This window comes from Limnospira sp. PMC 1279.21, from assembly GCF_032349615.1.
GTDB classification, from domain to species: Bacteria; Cyanobacteriota; Cyanobacteriia; order Cyanobacteriales; family Microcoleaceae; genus Limnospira; species Limnospira fusiformis.
The window spans coordinates 1-22,887 of sequence record NZ_JARPLU010000042.1; the positions used below are offsets into that span (position 1 = coordinate 1).

The following is a 22,887-nucleotide window of genomic DNA, read 5'->3' on the forward strand; positions in this document are numbered from 1 at the left end:
GCCATGGATTCCGTTCTCAAAGCTGCGTCCTAACCACCTTGACTAATGCTATAAACGGAACGTTGTAACCCCTCTAATGCTCTGCCTATAAACAAGTGAGTAATGCTATTCACAAGGCAGTAGTGAAAAATGTAAGCGCATGGTTAGAGGGTGAAGGATGTGACCAGAAGCTAAAGCCCAATTGTCATGGTGGGGATATGCCCACAGGTCACGGTGTGGATATAGATACTGCGATTATTAGGAGTGTAGTGGCGAGAACGAGTTGAAAGACTACGTGCTGCATAAAGCTCTGAACATTGAAGTACGAAAGCAGGGGGTAGTAACCCTGTTCCGATGACAAAAGGGTATCCACATCAGGAGCCGTGTGATGGGAAACTATCAAGCACGGTTTTGAATGGGAGTTCGGGAAGGTGACTTCACTCTCGACCCCTAACTCCTAGAGGATGTGAGATGTAGCCAGAAGCCAATGCCCAACTGTAATGATTGGGATATGCGTGCGAGAAGTTCAGGTATGAAATAGGGCTGAGATGCCCGAAATAACTACCTGGTGGGGACTTAAGCCCCTAGTCGCTGGATATAAGAGGTTAATCTCTGACCATCCCTATAACTGTTTATATGTCCCAACGTTTGGAATTCAACCTTCCAAACAAGGCAGGGAACCCAAGGTCATAAACGAAGTGTCTAGTGGGAGTCGTGAACCGATTGAGCATAGAGTAAAGGGCAACGGCGATCGCCATCAGCCAAAATTCTGACTGTTTCCAGGATTGAATTGACAAAAAATTAGGTGTGTTCATCATCAATTTTTTCCCAAATATTACTATGGTGAAATACTCTAGCCATTATCTATCGGATACTAGGACATTCATCAATGGGGGTAATTTCCTACAGATGTAGATGTCTGGGTTGTCAATAATAGCCTAGCTAGATTATAGCTGGAAGGGGGGATTTATATAGCGATCGCCTGGAGAATATAGTCTCTCAACAGATAACTATATTGCTGTAAGTCTCAAATACTAAATATTATTATGATTTTCTGATAATGTTGATTTTTGTTAACAATATCTAAAATACATGGTATTTTCAGATAACATCCCTTACACTTTGCTGATAACAGTAGTTTATCAGTAACTTATTGATGATTGACATTAGTATATTCCCCCCGGCTCATGTAGTGATTAATCTTGTCCCAGTTATATTAGGTCAACAGAATACAGTTCCACAACTAGATATTCCCTACGAGCAAGTAGAACCAAACCCAGGAATATTGCTCGGCTATTTAATTGGCTATTTAGTGTTTGGTTTTTGATCATGGAAAATTTATCAAAGATGTGGAGTAGAAAATGCTTGGTTTGCTTGGATTCCCATTTTAGGAACCTATATAAATTTCGTGGCGGGGGATGAAGATAACCCGATTTTATGGACAATTTTGATGTTCATTCCCTGCGTCAATATTATTGCCATAATTTGGTTCATTAAAGCCTGGATTAGAATTTGTAAAAAACTAGAAAAAACTCCATGGTTAATTTTTTTGTGGATAGTTCCTGTGGTAGGAACCTTAGTTTTCTACTCCTATCTCGCTTTTGGTTAAGTTAATGTGGGAATCAAAATGATGCTAAAACTCAAGCACAGAAAAACGATATTTTGGTTTTTGATTGCCTTATTATCTGGGAGTTCCATGGCGGTATATTCCCAGTCAGAGATTAATTTTTTCATGAAAACTTTTGAACTTGTGTTATTTCAGCAATTGGCAACCGTGGTCATTTACCTAACCTGTTTTGGGGTAGATTTGCTAAAAAGTCGCTAATTGATGGGGAATTATAATGGTAGGTAAAACACTCAAATCGCCTGTTCTGCTTTCTCGCCAACAGCGACAAAAACGGATGTTTAGTTTAGCGATCGCCTTAATACCTATTATCGGTAGTATAGGGTTTAACCTAGGTATTCATCTGGAGTTTTTGAGATGTCCGCTAATGCGATATGTGGGGGTTCCTTGTCCAGCCTGGGGGTTAACTAGATCGTTAATGGCTACAGTCAGAGGTGACTTAAATCAGGCGATCGCCTACCATTTATTCGGTCCCCTAATTTTCTTGGGTTTTGTGATTGCTATTATTCATCTAATTTTGGAAATTATCAAAAATCGAAAATTAGATATTTTTTATATTCACTGGTTAACTAATCCCCAGGTACAAATTTTGATTTTTCTGATTCTACTCGGCTATCACAGTGTGCGATTGCAACATTTGTGGCAAATTGGTAAACTGTATCCATCTTTCCTAAACTCCCCGATAGGACGCTTGCTCCTTAGCTAAATCTCCGATAGCATCTGAAGGCTATGATCATCAAAAATTTGCCAATCTTCCAGAATTCAGTTATGATGTGTAGGCATTGTTGCTAACTGAGGAGGATCATGAAAACCTGGTCGTGGATTTTACCCCTAGAGGCGATCGCTTGTTTAGACAAATCCCTAGGGGGTAACCATGAATAATAAAATACTCCGAAAAATCACTTATTTTATCAGCATTTTTGTCTTGACATTTTCCTTAAATGTCGCTTTTCACAGTCCCGCTTTCGCTCAATTTTCCTTATCTCCCGCCTCATCAACCACTGATCAGCAAAGTCAAACCTTTTTGTGGAATGTCAACCGCGCTTATAGCTGTGGTGCTAGTTGGTGTAGCAAAGTTTATTTAGGTGGCCAAGGTTTTCGTGGCGGATTAACCCTCGGTGCGCGACGGAGTTTAGAACAAGATGACCGCGAAACTGCCTTAACCTTAGAAAGACGTGCAAAATTAGTACAGGAAGCCTTTAATCGAGGTCTCCGCAATATTAGCAGAAATCAAGAATTACCACCAACATATCATCGAGAAGATTGGCAGTTTTGGCGGTTGTTTAATAATGATAAACCTCTCCATCCATTTACGCCGCAATTAAATATAGGTATTAAGAATAATGAAACGGTAATTTATACTCAACCAGATCCTGATTTACGCATCCCTAGAGTTGTAGTAATAACCGTCAATAATCATGATGCCATTGTTAATGGCACAACAGTTGAAGAATTAGCATCAGTTTGGCGAGACCAAATCACCCAATATGCTAGTGAGGCATTATGGGGCAAAGAATTTGATGCTCAATATCCTTTAGCAAGAATTACAATCAGCTTGGTTATTGTGGGATTTACTTTCCTATGTCTGAGGCTGATTTCGGGGTTAAGCAAATTACTAACACAATGGCGCACTCGAATTAAAATAAAATTAAAATATCTGGTCGATGAGGCGAAAGTTAACCCCGAGACCTTATCAGGAGAAACTATTTCTGATGCTGTAGTTAACCAGCATGAAGACATCAGTTATGATGCCGATGAAGTTGAGGATGTGAAAAGTAATGGTCAACGCTATAGTTCAGGTTATCTCAATCAAAAGATTCATGAAAAAATCAATCAAATCCCTAAACTGATCGCCAGGAGATTAAATAGTCAAGTATCACTTCAGCAAGAAAAAAACTTAGTAGAATTATTGCGGAGATTTCTGTTTATAGGGAAATTATTAGTTATTTTAATGGGTATCAGTTTAATTTGTTTTGTATTTCGGCAAACTCGTCCTTTAATTATTATGTTTGCCTATCAAGCAATTCTGATACCTAGCCTGTGGATTAGTATTAGCTTAATTGATAAGCTGTTAGATTTTTTCATTGATAATACCTTAAATAGTTGGGCTAAAGAAAAACAAGAATCCCATCCTAATTCTAACCGTTACACTATGAGAGTTAGCACCTATTCTCCGGCGCTAAAAGGTGGTAAAAGTTGGATTTTCTCCGGTCTGGGAATTTATTTAACTGTGGTTATCCTGGGCATCAATCCGGCTTTCCTAGCCGGGGCGGGAGCCTTCGCTTTATTAACTGCTTTTCTATCTCGAAATTTAATAGAAAATATGTTAAATGGCATCTTAATTTTTATTACAGACCGTTATGCTGTCGGTGATGTAGTCCAAATTGGCAATTTAGCCGGAGCCGTAGAAAGCATGAATTTGTATTGTACTAATCTCCGCAATTTAGATGGTCAATTAATAACTATTCCTCATGGTCAAATCACCACAGTTATTAATAATACTAAAGACTGGTCAAGGGTTAACCTAGGCTTGAAAATTGCCTGGGATGCTGACATCAAAAAGGCTATGGAAATTATTCTTAAAGTCTGTCACAAGATGCAAAATGAGGCGGAATGGTCAGACAAGATTTTAGAACCTGCTGAGATTCTGGGAGTTGACGATATTTCCCATGAGGGAATTGTGATCCGGTTTCTGGTTAAAACTATACCTAGCCAACAATGGGCGGCAGCAAGGACCCTGCGGTTACGACTCAAACAAGCCTTAGATGAAGCAGAAATTGCCCTAGGTGTTCCTCAGCGTTCCTTATGGTATAATAAACATGATAATCAAACTTCTGAGGATTTCCTGAATTTGCTCAAGCCCTGATTATTAGTTAATTTATGTACTCTAATCAACCCGATATTGGTTATGTTCCTACCCCTCAAGATTTGCTAGAGGATGTTCTCCGTTGGGTGAAAGTTGGTGCTGATGATGTTTTATATGACCTAGGTTGTGGAGATGGACGGGTAGCGATCGCCGCCGCCGAAAAATTTGGCGCGAGGGGAGTTGGTATTGATATTGACCCCGATCGCATTAAGGAAGCCACAGAAAATGCCCAAATAGCCGGAGTTAGCGATCGCGCCATCTTCCGTCAAGCCAACCTGTTTAACAGTAATTTTCAGGAAGCCACAGTTATCTTTATTTATCTGTTACCTCAGCTTAACCTACGCTTAAAACCCCAATTATTCCAACAACTACAGCCGGGAACCCGCATTGTCTCCCGCGACTTTGATATGGGAGAATGGACCCCGGACGCTGTACTGCATTTAACCCACCCCGAAGAGGAATGCACATTCTATTTTTGGAGTATCCCAAGTCCGGTAAAATAATAACTGTTATTCAGATTCGTAAAAACCAGAAGGTGAAATGGGAACAATGTTAGTTTGTTGCTGGTTATTTAGGGCGCGGTTATTCCACACAGCGATCGGCAACCACAAAAACCTAAGATGCTATTAACACTATACCATGAAAATTGCGATTCTATCCCAAGATAGTTCCCTTTACTCTACTCGGAGACTGAAAGAATCAGGGGAACAGCGGGGTCATGAGATGCACGTAATCGATTACCTGCGCTGCTACATGAATATTACCTCCCATAAACCCATGGTTATGTATGGGGGAAAACCCCTAGAAGGATTTGATGCCATTATTCCTCGTATTGGTGCATCTAAAACTTTTTATGGTACTGCTGTTGTCCGCCAATTTGAGATGATGGGTGTGTTTACTCCCAATGAGTCTCAAGCCATTTCTCGGTCTCGTGATAAGCTGCGTTGCTTGCAATTATTAGCCAGAGAAGGCATAGGTCTTCCGGTGACAGGATTTGCCCATTCTACCAAAGATATTGATGGTTTGATTAACGTAGTTGGTGGGGCCCCCTTAGTGATTAAACTGTTAGAAGGAACCCAGGGAATTGGTGTAGTTTTAGCTGAAACATACCAGGCGGCTAAGTCTGTAATCGAGGCTTTTCGGGGACTTGATGCCAATATTTTAGTCCAGGAATTTATTAAGGAAGCTGGGGGGGCAGATTTACGCTGTTTTGTAGTTGGTGAAAGGGTGGTGGCTTCCATGAAACGCCAAGGCGCAGAAGGAGAATTTCGATCTAATCTTCACCGGGGAGGAAGCGCCCAAAAAGTCAAATTAACCCCAGAGGAAAGATCAACCGCTGTCCGCGCTGCTAAAATTATGGGGCTGAAAGTGGCGGGGGTGGATTTATTACGATCCAATCATGGACCTGTGGTAATGGAAGTTAACTCCTCACCGGGACTAGAAGGAATTGAGACAGCAACAGGAGTAGATGTACCTAGGAAAATTATGGAGTTTCTGGAAAAGTATGCCGCACAAGGTAATGCGCGCGATCGCACCCAAGGTTAAAATTTACGATCCAACTAGCCAATTTAATGATATCCTAGGGAGGTAGGTTTCTTTTGTGTATTAACAAAGTTGGATAATTATGGAAGTTAATGACCTAGGATTTGTTGCCAGCATTCTTTTTGTGCTAGTTCCTGCCGTGTTTCTTCTGATTCTGTATATCCAAACCCAGAGTCGCGAAGGCAAAGAAGGATAAACTCACATTTTGCCAGTTTTTTCCCAATTAAAAAAGCGCCGAGGCTATTAGCCAATAGCGCTTTTTTAGTCATGATTTTAGTTAAAGCATTCCCGTTGCCACCATCTGGCGTTGATAGCCAATATTGGCTTCTTTTAGGCGTTTGACCGCTTCCGCCAAGCGATCGCAATCAGCAATCAGACTAATCCTAACATAGCCTTCTCCTCCCGCCCCAAAAGCATTACCTGGAGTCACCACCACCCCAGTTTGTTGCAGGACTGATAGGGCAAAATCCGTTGAGTTCATACCCACGGGACAGGGAGCCCACAAATACATCGCCGCTTTGGGTTTAGGAATATTCCAGCCTAATTCTCCCAATTCTCGGACTAGAAAATCCCGGCGGGTGCTATACCTATTTTGTACCTCTTCTAAGTAGGAATCTGGCAAATTTAAAGCTGTTTCTGCCGCCGATTGTAAAGCCGAAAATAAACCATAATCTAAGTTTGTTTTCAGAGTTCTTAATCCCTGAATTACTCGCGAATTTCCCACCACAAAACCTACCCGCCAACCCGCCATATTATAGGTTTTTGACATGGTATGGAACTCTACCCCAATCTCTTTACCTCCCGGAATTTCTAGTAAGCTAGTCGGTTGATAACCATCAAAAGCTAGTTCCGCATAACAGAGGTCATGAACCAATAGAATTTGATGTTTGTGGGCGAAAGCCACCAAATCCTCAAAAAACTCCCTGGGGGCGGTTGCACCTGTGGGATTATTAGGATAATTAAAATAGAGAATTTTGGCGCGATCAGCAATATGATCCGGGATATCTGCTAAGTCTATAATCCAATCATTTTCTGGTTTCAGGCGAATTTTGTAAACATCCCCCCCAGAAATTAACGGACCCCGAAAATGGGCGGGATAAGCCGGATCTGGCGATAAAACCACATCTTGAGGGTTGACATAGGCTAAGGCTAAATGGGTGAGACCTTCTTTAGACCCTAATAGGGGTAAGGCTTCACTATTGGGGTCTAGGTTAACTCCATAGCGACGGTGATACCAACGAGTAATGGCCGCGCGGAAACTAGCAGTCCCTTCAAAGGGTGGATAGCCATGATTGGCTGAATTTCGCAAGGCGGCGATCGCCGCTTCTACTACAGGTTCAGGAGTCGGTCCGTCCGGGTTTCCCATACCCAAATCAATTAAATCAAGGCCTTGTTCACGGGCATGGGCTTTTAATTCATCTAATCGCGCAAATACATAGGGGGGAAGCTGTTTAACCCGATCTGCTGGGGTAATCCAATCTAAATTCATGTTGATTTCTGGTTGTTAACTTAAAAGTCAGTCGAGGGAATAGGGGGCGGTTTGACAGGTGAGTTGATAGTGCAATTTATTTTGATTAGTGATTAATTGCCCCAGACCTGAAGACAGATTAAACCGCCCATAGTTAACCTTTAACTCTTAGTTGCGCCCACAGGTACAGTAGTAGAAACCATGGCTGCCATTAATGATTCTGGGCAAACTTTAAAGGGTAGTCGGTGAATGTCAGACTTTTCACCACAGGCAATTTCTGCCCCATGCCTTAACTCGGCTAAGGTAATATTTCCTAACCCCAAATCCGCCAAAGTTTGGGGTAAGTGGATATCGCTATAAAACTTCAACAGTTGCCCTCTAGCAGAAGCTGCTAGTTGATTTCCTTGCAACATTTCTTCTAGGCGCAACTGTACTAAAATGCCATAGGCGACTTTTTCTCCGTGAAGGGTCTTGTGGGTGGCAGATAGGTGAGTTAAACCATTATGGACGGCATGAGCCGCTACAGTCCGACACTGCGCCCCCCCTAAACCACCGATCGCCCCAGCCAGTAAAACTGTGGCATCAACCACTTCTCGCCAGGTTTGGCTTCCGGGTTCATTGAGGGCTGCTACGGATTTTTGAAACAAAATGTCCCGCAGGACTCTCGCCTGTTGCACTGCTGCCACAATCAGGGTTTCTTCTGAATGTCCGCTACTGACTGACGCTTCATACCATTTGGCGATCGCATCTCCAATACCAGCAATTAAAGTCCGCATTGGCGCTGTTTGAATCAGGCTATAGTCCAGGATTAGCAAATCAGGACACTTGGCTAACCCTACATCATACAAGAATGCTCCCTCATTTGTATAGATATTTGATAGGGCAGTCCAGGCGGCGCAGGTCGCCCCAGAGGTGGGAATAGTTATAATGGGTACTCTCGTCCTATAAGCTAGGAGTTTGGCAAGATCTAAAGCCTTTCCGCCGCCAACTCCGATCACCAAGTCCCCTTGATGGTCCGCGCCAATTTGTTGGAGTTTCTCTAAACTGCTTTCGCTACAGTCGGGGGTATAGTTAGCCCAATTAGCCTTGAGTTGATGGGTTTCTATAATCGGTTGTAAATGGGGTTGAATTAATTTTAGGGTGCGATCGCCTCCCACTATTACCGGACGACTACCAAAGGCGGCGATCGCCTCTCCCGCCTCCGCCAGTCTGTCAACTCCTCGAATTACCTGGGCTGGGGCAATACTTAATGCCGGAGTTGGGCTGATATAAGTGGTTTTGGTCAATAGGGGAGAGGATAAAGGTTCCATACAGGCCCTCGCAAAATTCGTTAAGTCGCTAATTCTAGCCGATTTTACTCATAACTGGGAAGATCTCATCCCATTAATTTTGATTTTACATACATTGGGCTAAAACTTCCACCGTTTGCTCTCCGGTTTTCTGCCAGGAAAATTCTTGACATCTACTGAGTCCTTTTTGTCTAAGTTGTCCCGCCATTTGTGGATCGCTGATTAGGGTTTTCATGGCGGCGCTGATCTCTTCTACTTCATAGGGATTTATCAGTAGGGCTGCCTCTCCAGCTACTTCCGGCAATGATGCTAAATTTGACGTGATTACAGGGGTTCCACAGGCCATAGCTTCTAACACCGGAAACCCGAAACCTTCCCATAAACTTGGGAAAACTAAGGCGATCGCCTGATTAATTATTGACGGTAATTCCCCCGCTGCCACATAGTCTAAAAATTTTACCTGTTCCCTTAGTCCCAATTCTTTTACCTGTTGTTTTAATAGGGGTGTATAGGTGCTGTCACTCGGCCCCGCTAACCACAGTTCATAATCTTTCGGTAATTCGGAAAATGCTGTAATTAGCCTCGGTAGATTTTTATAATGATCATGGCGACCAATATACAAAAAGTAGTTTTGCGTCGGTAAATCTAAAAATTGAAACCTCTGGCGATCGTACCCTAATAAAATTGGAGTGATTTTCCTGGCACTAATTCCTAACATCTCCACTAAACTATTCCCCGTCGCTTCCGAATTGCAAACAATATGTTCCGCTTGTTTTAGCACCGCCGGAACATAGGATTTAAAATAAGCTGTTAATCGCGACCCTCGCTTCGGAAATTTTAGCGGAATTAAATCATGAGCCATTACTATTGACCTACAACCTGTATATAAAGGCGCTTCTGGTAGGGGTGAAAATAACAACGTAGCGCCTGATTTTTTATAGATTAATGGTAACTTAAATTGAGTCCAAATTAATCGCCTCAAATGTCCCTTTGTACCATGGTCAGGTGTCATATTATTCGGAATTTTCTGGCATTCATAACCACCTATATCATCAGCAGTTAGCAATAAAGGCTCTAGGGGTTTCAACCAGGGTATAAGATTAGAAGCATATACTGATATACCTGTGGCTTTCGGTATTAAAACTGATAGATTAATTGCTAACTTACCCTTCAATTATCATCTCCTCAATAAATCTATATAAATAGTAATTATCGCCTGGCTTAATATCCCCATATTCCATAACTTACTCCTTGAGGATATATTCATTTATGTCAATATTCCATCAAGAGCCGATAACTTTTACTTTGGATGTGGACATAAATTTTTCCTGCCACTATTTCCCATTCTCTTATAATAGGTCAATAAAGGGAGTTTGTCAATAGGTAATTATGGGTATTTAGTCAAAAGCGATCGCACTTCATAACCAGATATATCTGAGGTTAAATGAATATTTTATATGGATTCGATGAAGTCCATTAAATTGTCATAATTTCTATCAACAACCTAGCCATTTGTGGCTGTATGCTTGACAAAAACCAGTTTTTGTGAAAAAATATCATACACATGGTATCGTGGCTGTTTTTTTGAGAATTTTAGGCTATAAGTGAGACCTAAGCCATTTTTAGCCTCTGGAGTTAAGTTAAATCTTGTGGGTAACGATTCCCAATTGTTGTAAATGCTGACCGAGTTTAGATGGTGTCTGAGAGGGTTGGCTATCCTCTACAGAAACCGATGCTGATGTGTCTGACGGTAACTCTTCTGGGAGAGGAATCCAATGACCACGGCTATCATACCAACGCAGCCAAAAGCGCTTTAAGCCTTGGTATTCTCCAGACCACAAGCCGAGACCCAAATCTAATCCAGGAAACCAAAACTGATTGTTGTTTAACTCCTGTTTCTGATAGCGATCGCCTAACAGCTTAAACAACTGTAAACTATTGGTAGTATAGTCAAAAATCACATAGAAAGGAATCCCCAGAATTTGCTCATAAACCTCCCAAGCTGTAGGTTGTTGAGGTGATGATGGTTGTTTGGCTGATTCATCTTGGCTAGGGAGAAACTCCATAACCATTGCTGGTCGTCGTCCTTCCTGCCAGGTATAATAGCCTTGTTTCCGAGGTAAATCAACTAGAGACTCAGATAAACCAACTACCGCAAACCAATCGGGATATTCGCACCAGGTGGGGTTTAATGGGTCATAATAGAGACTCATATTATTAGCCATCAAAATCCGATCTCTCGAATATTGAGGAGGTGCAAAAGTGAAGCCAAATAATTCCGACTGTAGCTGATGATAGCTGTGATTATCTCCGGGCTGTTTACACTTTTTTATATCCATAATAACTAACCACTATTTACTGCAAATTATTTTATCTCAAAAACCTATATTTTACATAGTCTACAACTCCCATTAATTTAGCTAAACTAGCCTGATAATAACGGGGAAAAGTGATTAGGGAAACCACAGTAATCCGTAGTATTCGATACCAGCAAGCCGAACTTTTAGCGTGTTTTTCTAAACTCAGCAGATAGCTATAGATACTATGTTTGAGTTTCAGATGAGGATTTCTCCCAGTAATCGATGAGGGATGGTGAATTACCCCAATGTGGGGAGTCATCCCAATTTGATGTCCGAGTTTACTATAACGCAAACACAGGTCAAAATCTTCGTAATATAAAAAATAATCTTCATCAAACTGAGGACAGTTTCCGAATTTTTTGAGATTCATTAACAAGCTACAAGCGGTAACCCAGGTAGTGGGGATACAATCAGAGACCGATGCGGGGAGATGCTGTTGCTGGACAATCAAGCCAGTTTCCTGTATAAATTCTCCTCCCCCAAACCAAACCCGTCCATCAGGTTGATAAACTAATGTTCCCAAAATTGAGAATTGGGGATTTTTCCTCAAGACCGCTAAAATTTGGTTAGGGGTATCTTCTGGAATGACAACATCAGGATTAACTAGCCACACCCAAGCATTGTTGTCTCGCTGATAAACCCACTGTAACCCCAAATTACAGGCGCGACCAAATCCTAAATTGTGGGAAGCATCTAAAATAATGACTTGTTTGGTGTGTAGTTTCCAGATGCTTTTATCTTGGGGGGAGTTGTTGACAATAATAATCTGATGGTCAAGACTTGAACTATTAGCGATAGATTGAATGAGTGTCTCAATCAAATCAGTAGAGTGATAATTAACAACTATCCAATAAATCACAAAAGCTGGTTTTAGATATAATCATAATTTGGGTTTATAGAAATAACCCCAGGGTAGCCATAATTAGGCTGAAAACAGCATATATATTTCTGCACATATTCCCATTCTTATATAGTAAGTCAAGTCGGATAATTTGTCAATAGTAGGGATGAAAAAAAGATGGTAGGAACAATGGGGAAATTGCTCCTACGCAGAAAAGGTAAGAGATGAACAGATTAAGAAAATCCCATCAAGTCAATTCCACCTGAGAATCATCTCCCAACATAAATCGTAAAGCCTTGGGTCTTTGTGGTGCGGTAGTCAATTGAGCGCGGCGACCAATTAGAGTATCAACAATGCGGTGATTAATATTAACAATTTTCGCCTCGGATAAAATCACGCTATGCTCAATTTCAGCATCAATCAAATTTACAGCATCAGCAATACTGGTATAAGGACCAATAAAACTATTTTCCAGGTGACAATTTTCGCCAATTATGACGGGACCCCTAACAGTACAGTTAATCAACTTAGTTCCCCGACCAATTTTAACCCGTCCAATAATCTGACTTTGGGGGTCAACATCTCCTTCAACATTATAGGTAGAACGTTCATCCAAAATAATCTGATTAGCACTGAGTAAATCATCTTTTTTACCCGTATCTAACCACCAACCATCGAGGGTGCAAGCATCGACTTGCTTATCAGTGTTGATTAGTTGTTGAATCGCATCAGTAATTTCCAACTCTCCCCTAGCGGAAGGCTGAATATTTGCTATAGCCTCATGAATAGTATTATCAAAGAAATAAACCCCGACTAAGGCTAAATTAGAGGGAGGATTTTTAGGTTTTTCTATTAACTGTAATACCCGACCATTATCACCGACAACGGCGACACCGAAAGAGGTAGGATTTTCGACAGGTCGCAGCAAAATCAAACTATCAAGCTGCTTTTGTGTAAACTGTTCCAAAAAGGGAGATAGGGGATTTTGAATCAGGTTATCTCCCAAGTACATAATAAAGGGAGAATTACCCAAAAAAGGCTGGGCAATTTTTACGGCATGAGCGAGACCAGCAGGGGTATCTTGCAAAATATAAGTAATTTTTGCGCCAAATCGATCGCCTTTACCTGTCAAACTTTTAACTTCTTCGCCAGTTTCAGGACTAATAATAATGCCAATATCGGTAATTCCCGCCGCGACAATTCCTTCAATTCCGTACCATAAAATAGGTTTATTAGCGACGGGAACGAGTTGTTTTGCACCAGTATAAGTGAGGGGTCTTAGTCGAGTTCCTTTACCACCAGAAAGAATTAATGCTTTCATGAAAATTCACCTAATTAGGACTGTTTTAGAAAAGTTTTTAACAGGCTAGAAGCCTGTTTTAGTGATGTTTTAGCCTTGGTTAACTAGGGTTTTGAGCATAGTTCGGAGTCCAGACCGCCACTGAGGAGGATGATTTCCCAGGAGGGTGGCTAACTTTTTACCATTCAAAACCGAATAAGCCGGACGACGCGCGGGAGTAGGATATTCAGCGGTTGTAATGGGAATAACCTGTTGAATTTTCAGAGGTAAACCCAATAATTTAGCTTCCTCAAAAATAGCGATCGCAAAATCATACCAACTGGTAACACCACTATTAGTATAATGATAGATACCAGATGTTTCTGAATTTAATTGGGGAATTAACCGGACAATTGCGGTAGCTAAATCTCCTGTCCAAGTGGGAGTCCCCACCTGATCCATGACGACTTTCAACTCTTCTCGTTCCCCACCTAAACGCAGCATAGTTTTGACAAAGTTTCCGGTTCCTCCTGCGCCATAAACCCAGGCGGTGCGAATAATGGCATAATTCGCATCAGTGGCTAAAATGGCTTGTTCTCCGGCTAATTTTGATGCACCATACTGTCCTAATGGGTTAGTGGGGTCGGTTTCGACATAGGGATGACTTTGGGTTCCATCAAAGACATAATCGGTGGAGACGTGAATTAATTTAGCATTAATCCGCTGGCTTTCGGCGGCTAAAATACCGGGTGCTATGCCATTAATAGCGGTGGCTAAATCGGTTTCTGTTTCGGCTTTATCAACGGCTGTATAGGCGGCAGCATTAACGACTATATGAGGTTTAATCTCTGCCATTAATGATGAGATAGCATCAGGTTTAGCTAAATCTAGGGTATCTCGTCCGACGGCGAAAACCTCACCCAGGGGAGTGAGTAAAGGTTGTAATTCTGAGCCTAATTGTCCGTTTTTTCCGGTTAGTAAAATACGCATTATTCAAAAAGCTCTGCATTGGTCAAAGTGTTGCCATTTTTATCTTTTTCAGATAACTTAGGTTCTAGGGATTCTAGGGGCCATTCAATGGCGATATCTGGGTCATTCCAGAGAAGCGATCGCTCATACTGTGGTGCATAATAATCAGTGGTTTTATAGAGAACCTCAGCTACAGGAGAAGTTACTAAAAAACCATGAGCAAATCCGGGAGGAATCCACAATTGTTGCTTATTTTCAGCACTCAGATAATAGCCTACCCACTGACCAAAAGTTGGGGAACTTTTCCGAATATCTACTGCTACATCAAAAACTTCTCCTAGGACTACCCTAAGTAGTTTACCTTGGGTTTGTTGAATTTGATAATGGAGACCCCGCAACACTCCTTGACTAGACCGAGAATGATTGTCTTGTACAAAGTCTGTGGTTACACCTGTTTTTTCGGTAAATACTTTCTGGTTAAAACTTTCAAAGAAAAAACCGCGATCGTCTCCAAAAACTTTGGGTTCTACCAGGAAAACATCAGGAATTTTCGTGGGAATAACGTTCATTTGACAGTTCCGCAAAATGGCATCAATATCTAGTTTACTATATGGGGGGATATCAAATCATTAAAGTTGAGTAATTTGCACAATTACCTTTCCATTGAGGCGGACAAATTGATGTTTATCTGGGTCATAAACCCAAGCCTTGATTTGTGTTTCTCCGGGTGGTAGAGATTCGGGGGGGAGGGTGGTTGTCCATCTTGATTGTTGGTAGCGATCGCTTTGGAGAATATCGGCTAAGTCAGGACTGTATAAGTTCACATAAGCACTAGCAAAAAATAGCTGTTGGTCGTCTTTAGATAAAAATACTAATTGTGGTTGTTGGTCTCGGTCTGGTAAAATTGCCCAACCTCTGAGAGTTAAGGATTCTGATGATTGAATGACTTGGGGGGAATTAGTATTTATGGGAAAGTCAATATAACCATAGTTTAACTCAGGATTATCGGTGAATTGAAGTTGGTCAGCGAAATTTCTAAAGCCGATATTTTGGAGATATTCGACACCTTCTTGAATCCACCAAGTCGATCTACTGAGGGGGAGCAAACAACGTTGAGGTGAGTTTTGAAAAAAGGTTGATTGTGAGTCCAAATAGGGAAATAAATATAGACAAGTTTGCGCGGTTTGGCTATAAAATAAATTGGTCTGAACTCTGGCGATCGCATTTCCTGAACTCACCCAAACCAAACAGGCTAAAATTCCACAAATAAAGCTATAAATTAAAGTAGGAATAGGCAAGTTAAAACTAGGATATTTCTCAGAAATCCACTGAATGCTGAGATAAACTATGGCAATTAGTAATAATGTGCTATGGCTAGTATAGCGAACGGCTGTTAGGGGATAGTTCGCGCCCAAATCGACCCTTCCCCAGGTCATTAATAGAGATGTTAATAGGGCAAATATTCCCAAAGAAATCCAGGGACTAGCATCTAAAAATGTTTGAAATTTCCAGTATTTTCGGCTATGATAGTATAGTAAATACAGGAAAAATATCAGAATTACCAACCCCAATAACCAGGAGATTTGGGGAGATTGAACTATGGGTGCAGCCAGAACATTTAACCAGAAATGAATAAAGGTATAAACTCGCACCCAACCGGAGAGGGTAATAGATAATGGTTCACGTTGATAACCAATGGCATATAATCCACAGGATAGCAAAAAGAGGAGTAACCAAATAAGCGATCGCTTTCTTTGCTGTGTAGCATTTCCTGGTAGAGAAATTAGGGAAGGGATAACCGCCAACCAGGACACCAAACCTTGGGCGGAGGAAAAACTAGCGATCGCACATAAACCAGCAGCTATCAAGAACTTATAGCGATGATTTAAGGGACTTGGCATGAAGATTAACACCGCGAAAATCAGGCAAAAATTAATCAAAAAAATGGGGATTTGAAACCCCCAAAGCCATTCTTGATTGAGTGAAAAAAACAGGATACAGGTGAGCAAATTAGCCAGATGAAAGAGGTAAATATGAGTTACCCCATTTGCCAAAACTGACAATTTATATAACCCCAAAAACGAGATAATTGCCAGACCCAGACTAAAATATAATTCGGCTTTAATATTCCATTGGGAGAGGAAACCCAGACCGATAAAAATCAGTCGAGGAAAGAGAATTCTATGGGTGTTGTGGAGAGCAAATAAATCAGCAAAGGTTAAATTCCCGGTAGCGGTCTTTTCAAATAAACCGGGTAAAACCCACTGGTCAAAGGAAGGCACATCTACAGCAAAGTACCCCACAAAAGCGATCGCACATAGTACAGGAAGGAGATAACAAATCCACAATCCAGGATGAAATTCAAGTAGCGATCGCCGAGGGGTATCAAACATTTAAAGTCAATTAGGCTTATCTCAAGTTAGTGATACTTTCAAACTTACCTGTGAGTCGGCTAAACAGCATTTGCAGAACCGTGCGCTTCCCGATATTAACCTTAGTATTGACTGCCATACCAGACTGCAATTTAATCTGAATTTCCTGTCCTGGTACATCTTCATTGAGCATAAAATATTGTCTTTCCAACTTAATATTTGCCCTAAAGGAAAAGAATGGGCGACTTTCTTCAGGGGGAATAGCATTTTGGCTAATCCATATCAACTCACCCGGAACCGTGCCAAACTCATTAGAAGGGAAGGCATCAATATTAACTTCCACCCCAATACACTGCTCATCAGCAATGCCAATTTCCTCTCGTGCCGCCGCCGAAGTAGGACAGATGCAGTCTTTTTCCACCTGACACTCAATCACCTCTCCTGCCACTTCCTTACCATCAAAAGGAGTCAACAACTCCCGTTTCGTCCGCAGAGCATTTAACACCAGTGCCATATCACTGTTATTGATATGAACCTCTGCTTTTAAGCCTTCATCATCATCTAAAATCGTGACCAGAGGTTGAGTTTGTTGAGCCTCAAAATAGGCTTCATCACAACGGGAAGGCATAGGATCGCCAGGTCGGAGAATGGAATTGATGACATAGGAGCAAATCTCATCCTCATTCATATCCAAAGCAGCATTAGATTTAGTCGAAGGCTCCAATTCAAAGATAATCCCCGAAGCAGGTGCTCTCAAAACCTGAGTATTTCTCTGTTCCTGCAACTTTTCAATTTGAGACTTAATGTCAGAGATTCTTTTTTCATTGTCCAATCGCAAACGGCTGAGTTGAGAATCGGCGCTGGCAATTTGTTTATGATTTTCTTGAATACGACTGTAGATATCTCTAGCCCAGGAATCCTTAGTATTTTGCAACTCCTGCTGAGTGCGAGCAATAGATGTCTGGATACGCTGTTCCTCATTCTGTAGCCGTTCAATTTCGGCTCTTTGTTGTTCAATATCCCGGCGGCGCTGATTAATTTCACCTTGTCGTTGTTGAATTTGGTCTTGTTGTCGCAGCACCTCATTTTGGTTTCTGAGGATATCCTGTTCTTGCTGTTTGCGTTGCAGGTCAGACATAGCCCCTTGCTCAACCAACGGAGAAATTTGAGCTAAAATCGACTCATTAACACTCAGGAGTTCCTCAGACTTAGATAACTGATTGCCAGCCAAGTTTAACTGCTGTTCTGAATAGGTCAATTGATTTTCAATATAGCGCAGTTGTTGACGGGCAGCCGCCAGGGTATCTTGATTTTGAATCGATTGTTTTTCCAGTTCTTGAATTCTCAGTTCACCCGCCGCGACTCTGGATTGGTATTCAGCGCGATAGTTAGCGACCAAACCCGCCATATTCGGGCTAAAACTGACAGCAGTTCCTCGGCCATGGTAAAGTTCGTCCACCAAGGATTGTAGAGTTTGATTTTCTTGAATGCGAGCTTCTCGGTCTCTGACCAAATCTGCTAACTCTGGGGGTAAGTTAGTAGTAATTTGATTATTAACAATGCTCTCATAGAACTCGTTTTCCTTTTCTAGGGCGGCTCGCAAACTTTCAACCGCGCGCAGATCAGCGCTAGGATTAGTGGGGCTAAAAGTAAGTATAGGCTGATTTCTTTCGACCCGATCGCCATTTTCCACGTGCAAGCGGACCACCGCGCCAGTAGTTGGGGCTTGAATTTCCCTAGCTCCCGATGTCAGGGCCAATTGTCCCATAGCTGGAACCGTTTGCTCAATATTAGCAAAATAAGCCCAAATGACCGATGTGGTGCTTACTAGCATAATCATCCACAGAAACAAGTGGGAGAGGAGGCCAGGTTTTTCTAGGATGACCGGTTGTTCAGAAATAGATGCTGATTTCATAAGTCCTGTTATCTGTTGTTCAATACCAATAGAAAATGCTTAAAAACTCGACTCCTCTACCACCAATGACGTTGACCGCCTTACTGTTGTGCCTCTTGTTGTTGATACAGGCAATAGTAACGTCCTTTGATAGCCATTAACTCATCATGGGTTCCTTGTTCTACAATGGAGCCTTGATCCATCATAATGATAGCATCCGCATTTTTGATAGCGCTGAGGCGGTGGGTAATAAAGAACACGGTGCGATCATGAAATTCTTGACTGAGATTTTGACTAACTAAGCGTTCTGACTGATAATCGAGGGCGCTAGTTGCCTCATCAAGAATCAATAGCCTTGGCTTTTGTAGAACCGTGCGGGCGATCGCAATCCGTTGTCGCTGTCCACCAGAGAGACCCGAACCACGCTCACCCACCACCGTATTGTACCCATTAGGTAAACCCATAATAAACTCATGGGCATCAGCCACCTTAGCTGCTCGGATAATTTCATCGGTACTAGCTTCTGGGTTAGTGAGGGCGATATTTTCCTGTACTGTCCCACTAAATAGCAAAGTATCCTGAAGCACCACCCCAATTTGACGACGGAGGGAATATAGTTCCACCTTATTGATATCGTAATTATCAATTTTAATCCGGCCCGACATAGGTGGATAGAGACGTTCGAGGATTTTCATCAACGTACTTTTACCGGAACCACTCAACCCCACAATTGCCACAAAGGAGCCGGCCGGGAATTCTAAATTAATATTTGCCAATTGCAAAGGGCCACTGGGTCCAAAACGGAAAGATACCTCTTCAAAGATAACAGAGCCATCAATTTCCGGCATGGGGATATTATTGCGATCGGCTTCGTCAGCTTCAGGAGCCGTATCTAAGACATCTCGCAGACGTTCTACAGACATTCCCACCTCTTGGAAACTTTGCCACACACTGACAAAGCGCAACAGAGATCCGGTCACGTTTCCAGCAATAATTCGGAAGGCAATCAATCCCCCGAGACTCAGTTCATTATTAATCACCAAATAGGCCCCTACCCACAACAGAGCCAAGGCTGAAAGTTTATTCAAAAACCCACTAATGGAGTTAGCAGCGGTCTGGGTGAGAATAGTTTTGAAACTAGAGCTCATATAACGGGCATAGCGTCCCTGCCATTCCCAGCGGGAGGTCAACTCAATATTTTGAGCCTTCACGGTTTGCATACCGTTAAGCACCTCCACCAGATAGGCTTGGGAGTGACCGTACAACTCAGCTTTTCTCCTGAGTAGTCTTTGGATAATGGGGGAGTTGATGATAATAATCAGAGCAAACAGGGGTAGGGGTGCTAAAGCCACTAGAGCCATAGTCACATTCAGATAGAACATGACCGCCACATAAACCACGGAGAACACCGCGTCCAACACTACCGTTAAGGCTGTACCTGTGAGGAAGTTACGGATATTACTGAGTTCCCCCACCCGTGCCATCAAGTCTCCGACCTTGCGGTTATCGAAATAGTTGAGAGGTAGGCGTAATAGGTGGTCAATTACTTCGGAACTGAGTTTAACATCGAGTCGGTTGGTGGTGTCAACAAACAGATATGTTCGCAGCGCAGACAGCAAGGCTTCAAATAGAGCTACCCCCAACATCAAAAATGCCAAAATATTGAGAGCGTCAATGTTGCGCTGTCCCATCACCTTATCGATGATGATCATGGTCAGCAGGGGGTTAACCAAGCCGAAGAGTTGCACAAAGAAGGAGGAGAGCAGGACTTCTACAAATACTCCCCGGTGTTCCATAATGGCTGGAACAAACCACCAGAAGCTGAACTGTTCCTGCTGGTCGCCTTTGGTTTCTTGGAGTAGGAGAACTTGACAGGCTTCTCCGTAAACTTCCACAAACTGGCCAGGGCGCATCCTTACTATCCCTTCTTCTGGGGATGCCATGACCAGTTCTTTTTCACTGATGCTATAAATGATCGCAAAGCTATTGCGCCACGGGATCATCGCGGGAGCCTTGAGTCGGCATAAGGCTTTGGAGGGGACTTGCACTAACTGGGCGGTAATTCCCATCATTTGAGCGATCGCACCACAGGCTTGCAGGGTTAGAGAACCCGCCGTTTCTAGCTGACCTTCAATGATGCGCCTAATTAGTTCTTTGCGGAAATTTACCCGAAAATGCTTACTCAACATATTGAAGCAAGCTAAGGGAGCGTCAACAGTACCCCGTCCCCGCACTAGGGGGAATCTTTGAATTTGTTGGGACGAGTCTAGTTCTGGCTCTGGCGGGGTTTCTGGCGCGGGGATAACATTCGGTAATAATGCTTTTAACCCGTCCTCTGATGTGTCTTCTTCTGATACTACTTCCGTCCGCGTCGGTGCTGTTCGCAAACCTACCAGTCGCGCTCCCCTCGGTCCTTCGACTTTCAGGCTTTTACCCAAGGTTTCTAAATTGATGCCATTTCCGATAGAATAATCTCCCACCACTCCGCTACTGACTAACCAGAGACGATTGGCATCTAGTCTGAATTTTAGATCTGAGCCTTTGGTTTGACCGTTTAGCAGGTTGACGACGATCGCATCTGGCCAATATTCTTTGGTCATTTCTTTGATGTTACCGCCGGAGTTCGCCACCTGTTGCAGGTTTTGGCTCAGTAATTCAAATACTTCTGATATGGCTGCATGGTCCCGAAATGCCTCCGCAAACTGGGGTTCTTTCTCCATTAGTTTCATAAAGACCGCCGCCGGGATGCTTATACAAATCATCTCTGTCGAAGCGATCACTGTTTCGCAGGGTACTCCCCTTAGCAAACCAGCCCATCCCAGGATTTCTTTGGCTCCTAGTAGTTGTAAGCTGGTATGGCGTTGGCTTCTGGAGTCGTATGCTAACAGTCGAGCTTGTCCCTGGTAAATTACTGCTACCTGGGTGGGGAGTTTGTCTCGCTCAAAAATTGGTTGTCCTGTCCGGTAGCTTAATAACTGACATTGCGGTAATATGTCTCGTAGCCCCTTTTCGCTAATGCGATCGAAGGGGCTAATTTCCAGCAGAAATTCCTGGATCTGTAGGTTGGAAACGGCAGATGTGGTCATGATACGGAAGACACCTCAGTATGCAGGGGTTCAAGACAGCCAACTTTGGCTATTTCCTCTCGGAGCCAAGTCTCAAATAGTTCGTCAATTAAATGACGGCGCATGGACTCATCGAGTTGGGCTGGGATAAATTTTTCTAGTCTAATAATTACCATCCATTCTGATAAGGGACGCGGGGGCCACAGTTGTCCCGGTTGACTTACTGCTAACAGTTTACTAATTGCCGGGTGGGGTTGAGCTAAGGACACTGGCCCCATGATTCCCCCAGTTCGGGATTCTGGCCCATCTGAGTATTCCCGTGCCGCTTCGGAAAATTCTTGCTCTCCTTCGGATATACGAAAATACAATTCGTGGGCTAGTCCGGGATTTTTGGTCCTGATTAAAGAATACACTACATGATCTAAGCTACTTTTCCGGGTGATAAAGTGGCTTTCTACTTTGTTAGTCCACCGTTCCCGCTTGAATTTTTCTATTTTAATCGGACGCTCGGCGATCGCCTGAGCTTCCTCTAAGGTTAGTTTATTTAAGTTTAACCAGGCTTTTTGAGCTTCTGGAGAGGTCAGTTGGTGTTGGGCTGCAAATTTTTCCAGCGCCGCCGCTGCTTCCTCTTCTGTACAGGTAATGTCGGCGATCGCTTCGTCTAAAATTACCTCCCGCACAAATTGCACCATCATCTGATAGTGCTTTAGTCGCGAGGGGATCTCCTCTGCCTTAATAATAGTCTCTCCGACTTTGTACACTCCGGTCATTGCTCTCTCCCACTGACTGGGGCTTCCCCCTGAGCCTTTATCGCTTCACTACCCTAGGGCAATGATTGTGTTTACGCAAGTTTTTCATATTATGCACCGATGATAACAGACCTTTTGCCGCTCCTGTCCTGACGAAGCAAAACAAGTTTCGGTTCCGCCTGCCATACCACTGGCTTCCCTAAATTATTGCCTAATATATTCTATATGTTGCATCATCAGACTATATTCACACTCTCCCTTATATACCATTCCCAATCTGTAGCGATCGCGTCAGGAACATTAATTGACTCCACAACATTTCAACATTTTTTTATTTTTGCTATTGACAAATTCTGTGTTTTGTGATACAGCTTACACTTAGTCAGGGTGGTAAGTCCATACCCCGTTATGGCCATTAACCCCCAAACTCGTGACGCGCCAGCCATAATTGGCGCAGTGGCTAGGCGGGGGACACTGGCTGACCGACCCAGCACTAGGTAACCATAGCATACCTGGAAACTCCTTATATATCTGGCTTTGCTAGTGATTCGTGTTTCGGGTTAACTCCCTCCAAGTCTCAGTGATATGGG

The 22,887-nt window shown here is 42.7% G+C and carries 20 protein-coding genes; 7 read left to right on the forward strand and 13 right to left on the reverse strand.

What is annotated here, in order from left to right:
* Window positions 1-1,135 precede the first annotated feature (1,135 nt).
* Complete coding sequence (locus tag P5683_RS08785; RefSeq protein ID WP_006669745.1) at window positions 1,136-1,306, forward strand: hypothetical protein; 171 nt, start codon at window positions 1,136-1,138, stop codon at window positions 1,304-1,306.
* 51 nt (window positions 1,307-1,357) lie between these two features.
* The gene (locus P5683_RS08790) at window positions 1,358-1,588 is read left to right on the forward strand and encodes a hypothetical protein (RefSeq protein ID WP_396442560.1); all 231 of its coding nucleotides are present in this window, start codon (window positions 1,358-1,360) and stop codon (window positions 1,586-1,588) included.
* Here the strand turns inward: P5683_RS08790 and P5683_RS08795 are convergent.
* A complete protein-coding gene (locus P5683_RS08795) occupies window positions 1,585-1,713 on the reverse strand; it encodes a hypothetical protein (protein WP_006620352.1) in 129 nt (42 codons plus the stop codon). The genes P5683_RS08790 and P5683_RS08795 overlap by 4 nt on opposite strands.
* A 107-nt stretch (window positions 1,714-1,820) precedes the next feature.
* Here P5683_RS08795 and P5683_RS08800 point away from each other — a divergent pair, with 107 nt between their 5' ends.
* The 5 genes from P5683_RS08800 (at window position 1,821) to psbM (ending at window position 6,207) form a co-directional block, all read left to right on the forward strand.
* Window positions 1,821-2,309: a DUF2752 domain-containing protein gene (locus P5683_RS08800; protein ID WP_006620354.1), complete on the forward strand. Its 489-nt coding sequence runs from the start codon at window positions 1,821-1,823 to the stop codon at window positions 2,307-2,309.
* Between the two features lie 168 nt (window positions 2,310-2,477).
* Window positions 2,478-4,469, forward strand: a complete 1,992-nt coding sequence (locus P5683_RS08805) for a mechanosensitive ion channel family protein (protein ID WP_006669748.1) — start codon at window positions 2,478-2,480, stop codon at window positions 4,467-4,469.
* A 14-nt stretch (window positions 4,470-4,483) separates the two neighbouring features.
* Window positions 4,484-4,972 (forward strand): cyclopropane-fatty-acyl-phospholipid synthase family protein, encoded by a 489-nt coding sequence (locus tag P5683_RS08810; RefSeq protein WP_006620357.1) that lies wholly within the window; start codon window positions 4,484-4,486, stop codon window positions 4,970-4,972.
* 136 nt (window positions 4,973-5,108) lie between these two features.
* Window positions 5,109-6,014, forward strand: coding sequence for a 30S ribosomal protein S6--L-glutamate ligase (gene rimK / locus P5683_RS08815; RefSeq protein ID WP_006620359.1), 906 nt, complete (start codon window positions 5,109-5,111; stop codon window positions 6,012-6,014).
* 79 nt (window positions 6,015-6,093) lie between these two features.
* A complete protein-coding gene (gene psbM / locus P5683_RS08820; protein ID WP_006620360.1) occupies window positions 6,094-6,207 on the forward strand; it encodes a photosystem II reaction center protein PsbM in 114 nt (37 codons plus the stop codon).
* Window positions 6,208-6,288: 81 nt separating this feature from the next.
* Here the strand turns inward: psbM and P5683_RS08825 are convergent, their stop codons facing one another.
* The 12 genes from P5683_RS08825 to P5683_RS08880 all read right to left on the reverse strand — a co-directional run bounded on the left by P5683_RS08825 (window position 6,289) and on the right by P5683_RS08880 (window position 22,318).
* Window positions 6,289-7,500, reverse strand: a complete 1,212-nt coding sequence (locus P5683_RS08825; RefSeq protein WP_006620362.1) for an aspartate aminotransferase — start codon at window positions 7,498-7,500, stop codon at window positions 6,289-6,291.
* 140 nt (window positions 7,501-7,640) lie between these two features.
* Window positions 7,641-8,789 (reverse strand): iron-containing alcohol dehydrogenase family protein, encoded by a 1,149-nt coding sequence (locus P5683_RS08830; protein WP_006620363.1) that lies wholly within the window; start codon window positions 8,787-8,789, stop codon window positions 7,641-7,643.
* 85 nt (window positions 8,790-8,874) lie between these two features.
* Window positions 8,875-9,942: a glycosyltransferase family 1 protein gene (locus P5683_RS08835; RefSeq protein ID WP_006620364.1), complete on the reverse strand. Its 1,068-nt coding sequence runs from the start codon at window positions 9,940-9,942 to the stop codon at window positions 8,875-8,877.
* A gap of 466 nt (window positions 9,943-10,408) precedes the next feature.
* Window positions 10,409-11,107: a Uma2 family endonuclease gene (locus P5683_RS08840; RefSeq protein WP_006620365.1), complete on the reverse strand. Its 699-nt coding sequence runs from the start codon at window positions 11,105-11,107 to the stop codon at window positions 10,409-10,411.
* A 31-nt stretch (window positions 11,108-11,138) separates the two neighbouring features.
* Window positions 11,139-11,987, reverse strand: a complete 849-nt coding sequence (locus P5683_RS08845; RefSeq protein ID WP_006620366.1) for a glycosyltransferase family 2 protein — start codon at window positions 11,985-11,987, stop codon at window positions 11,139-11,141.
* A gap of 229 nt (window positions 11,988-12,216) precedes the next feature.
* Window positions 12,217-13,290 (reverse strand): glucose-1-phosphate thymidylyltransferase, encoded by a 1,074-nt coding sequence (locus tag P5683_RS08850; protein WP_006620367.1) that lies wholly within the window; start codon window positions 13,288-13,290, stop codon window positions 12,217-12,219.
* Window positions 13,291-13,359: 69 nt separating this feature from the next.
* Window positions 13,360-14,238, reverse strand: a complete 879-nt coding sequence (gene rfbD / locus P5683_RS08855) for a dTDP-4-dehydrorhamnose reductase (protein ID WP_315639693.1) — start codon at window positions 14,236-14,238, stop codon at window positions 13,360-13,362.
* Window positions 14,238-14,786: a dTDP-4-dehydrorhamnose 3,5-epimerase gene (gene rfbC / locus P5683_RS08860; RefSeq protein ID WP_006669751.1), complete on the reverse strand. Its 549-nt coding sequence runs from the start codon at window positions 14,784-14,786 to the stop codon at window positions 14,238-14,240. The genes rfbD and rfbC overlap by 1 nt, the downstream gene beginning before the upstream one ends.
* 60 nt (window positions 14,787-14,846) lie before the next feature.
* Entirely contained in the window at window positions 14,847-16,610 is a 1,764-nt protein-coding gene (locus tag P5683_RS08865) for a hypothetical protein (protein ID WP_315639694.1), read from the reverse strand.
* A gap of 16 nt (window positions 16,611-16,626) precedes the next feature.
* Window positions 16,627-18,504, reverse strand: a complete 1,878-nt coding sequence (locus P5683_RS08870; RefSeq protein WP_315639695.1) for a chromosome partitioning protein ParA — start codon at window positions 18,502-18,504, stop codon at window positions 16,627-16,629.
* A gap of 80 nt (window positions 18,505-18,584) precedes the next feature.
* The gene (locus P5683_RS08875; RefSeq protein WP_111890954.1) at window positions 18,585-21,569 is read right to left on the reverse strand and encodes an ABC transporter transmembrane domain-containing protein; all 2,985 of its coding nucleotides are present in this window, start codon (window positions 21,567-21,569) and stop codon (window positions 18,585-18,587) included.
* The gene (locus P5683_RS08880; RefSeq protein WP_193520238.1) at window positions 21,566-22,318 is read right to left on the reverse strand and encodes a peptidylprolyl isomerase; all 753 of its coding nucleotides are present in this window, start codon (window positions 22,316-22,318) and stop codon (window positions 21,566-21,568) included. The genes P5683_RS08875 and P5683_RS08880 overlap by 4 nt, the downstream gene beginning before the upstream one ends.
* Window positions 22,319-22,887: the final 569 nt, after the last annotated feature.

Excerpts from the sequence above, each read along its gene's own strand:
- P5683_RS08880 (WP_193520238.1), bottom strand. The coding sequence starts at position 22,318 with ATGACCGGAGTGTACAAAGTCGGAGAGACTATTATTAAGGCAGAGGAG.
- P5683_RS08865 (WP_315639694.1), bottom strand. The coding sequence starts at position 16,610 with ATGTTTGATACCCCTCGGCGATCGCTACTTGAATTTCATCCTGGATTG.
- rfbC (WP_006669751.1), bottom strand. The coding sequence starts at position 14,786 with ATGAACGTTATTCCCACGAAAATTCCTGATGTTTTCCTGGTAGAACCC.
- P5683_RS08800 (WP_006620354.1), top strand. The coding sequence starts at position 1,821 with ATGGTAGGTAAAACACTCAAATCGCCTGTTCTGCTTTCTCGCCAACAG.
- P5683_RS08830 (WP_006620363.1), bottom strand. The coding sequence starts at position 8,789 with ATGGAACCTTTATCCTCTCCCCTATTGACCAAAACCACTTATATCAGC.
- P5683_RS08810 (WP_006620357.1), top strand. The coding sequence starts at position 4,484 with ATGTACTCTAATCAACCCGATATTGGTTATGTTCCTACCCCTCAAGAT.
- P5683_RS08850 (WP_006620367.1), bottom strand. The coding sequence starts at position 13,290 with ATGAAAGCATTAATTCTTTCTGGTGGTAAAGGAACTCGACTAAGACCC.
- P5683_RS08785 (WP_006669745.1), top strand. The coding sequence starts at position 1,136 with ATGATTGACATTAGTATATTCCCCCCGGCTCATGTAGTGATTAATCTT.
- P5683_RS08805 (WP_006669748.1), top strand. The coding sequence starts at position 2,478 with ATGAATAATAAAATACTCCGAAAAATCACTTATTTTATCAGCATTTTT.
- P5683_RS08825 (WP_006620362.1), bottom strand. The coding sequence starts at position 7,500 with ATGAATTTAGATTGGATTACCCCAGCAGATCGGGTTAAACAGCTTCCC.
- rfbD (WP_315639693.1), bottom strand. The coding sequence starts at position 14,238 with ATGCGTATTTTACTAACCGGAAAAAACGGACAATTAGGCTCAGAATTA.
- rimK (WP_006620359.1), top strand. The coding sequence starts at position 5,109 with ATGAAAATTGCGATTCTATCCCAAGATAGTTCCCTTTACTCTACTCGG.
- P5683_RS08875 (WP_111890954.1), bottom strand. The coding sequence starts at position 21,569 with ATGACCACATCTGCCGTTTCCAACCTACAGATCCAGGAATTTCTGCTG.
- P5683_RS08870 (WP_315639695.1), bottom strand. The coding sequence starts at position 18,504 with ATGAAATCAGCATCTATTTCTGAACAACCGGTCATCCTAGAAAAACCT.
- P5683_RS08795 (WP_006620352.1), bottom strand. The coding sequence starts at position 1,713 with ATGAAAAAATTAATCTCTGACTGGGAATATACCGCCATGGAACTCCCA.
- P5683_RS08840 (WP_006620365.1), bottom strand. The coding sequence starts at position 11,107 with ATGGATATAAAAAAGTGTAAACAGCCCGGAGATAATCACAGCTATCAT.
- psbM (WP_006620360.1), top strand. The coding sequence starts at position 6,094 with ATGGAAGTTAATGACCTAGGATTTGTTGCCAGCATTCTTTTTGTGCTA.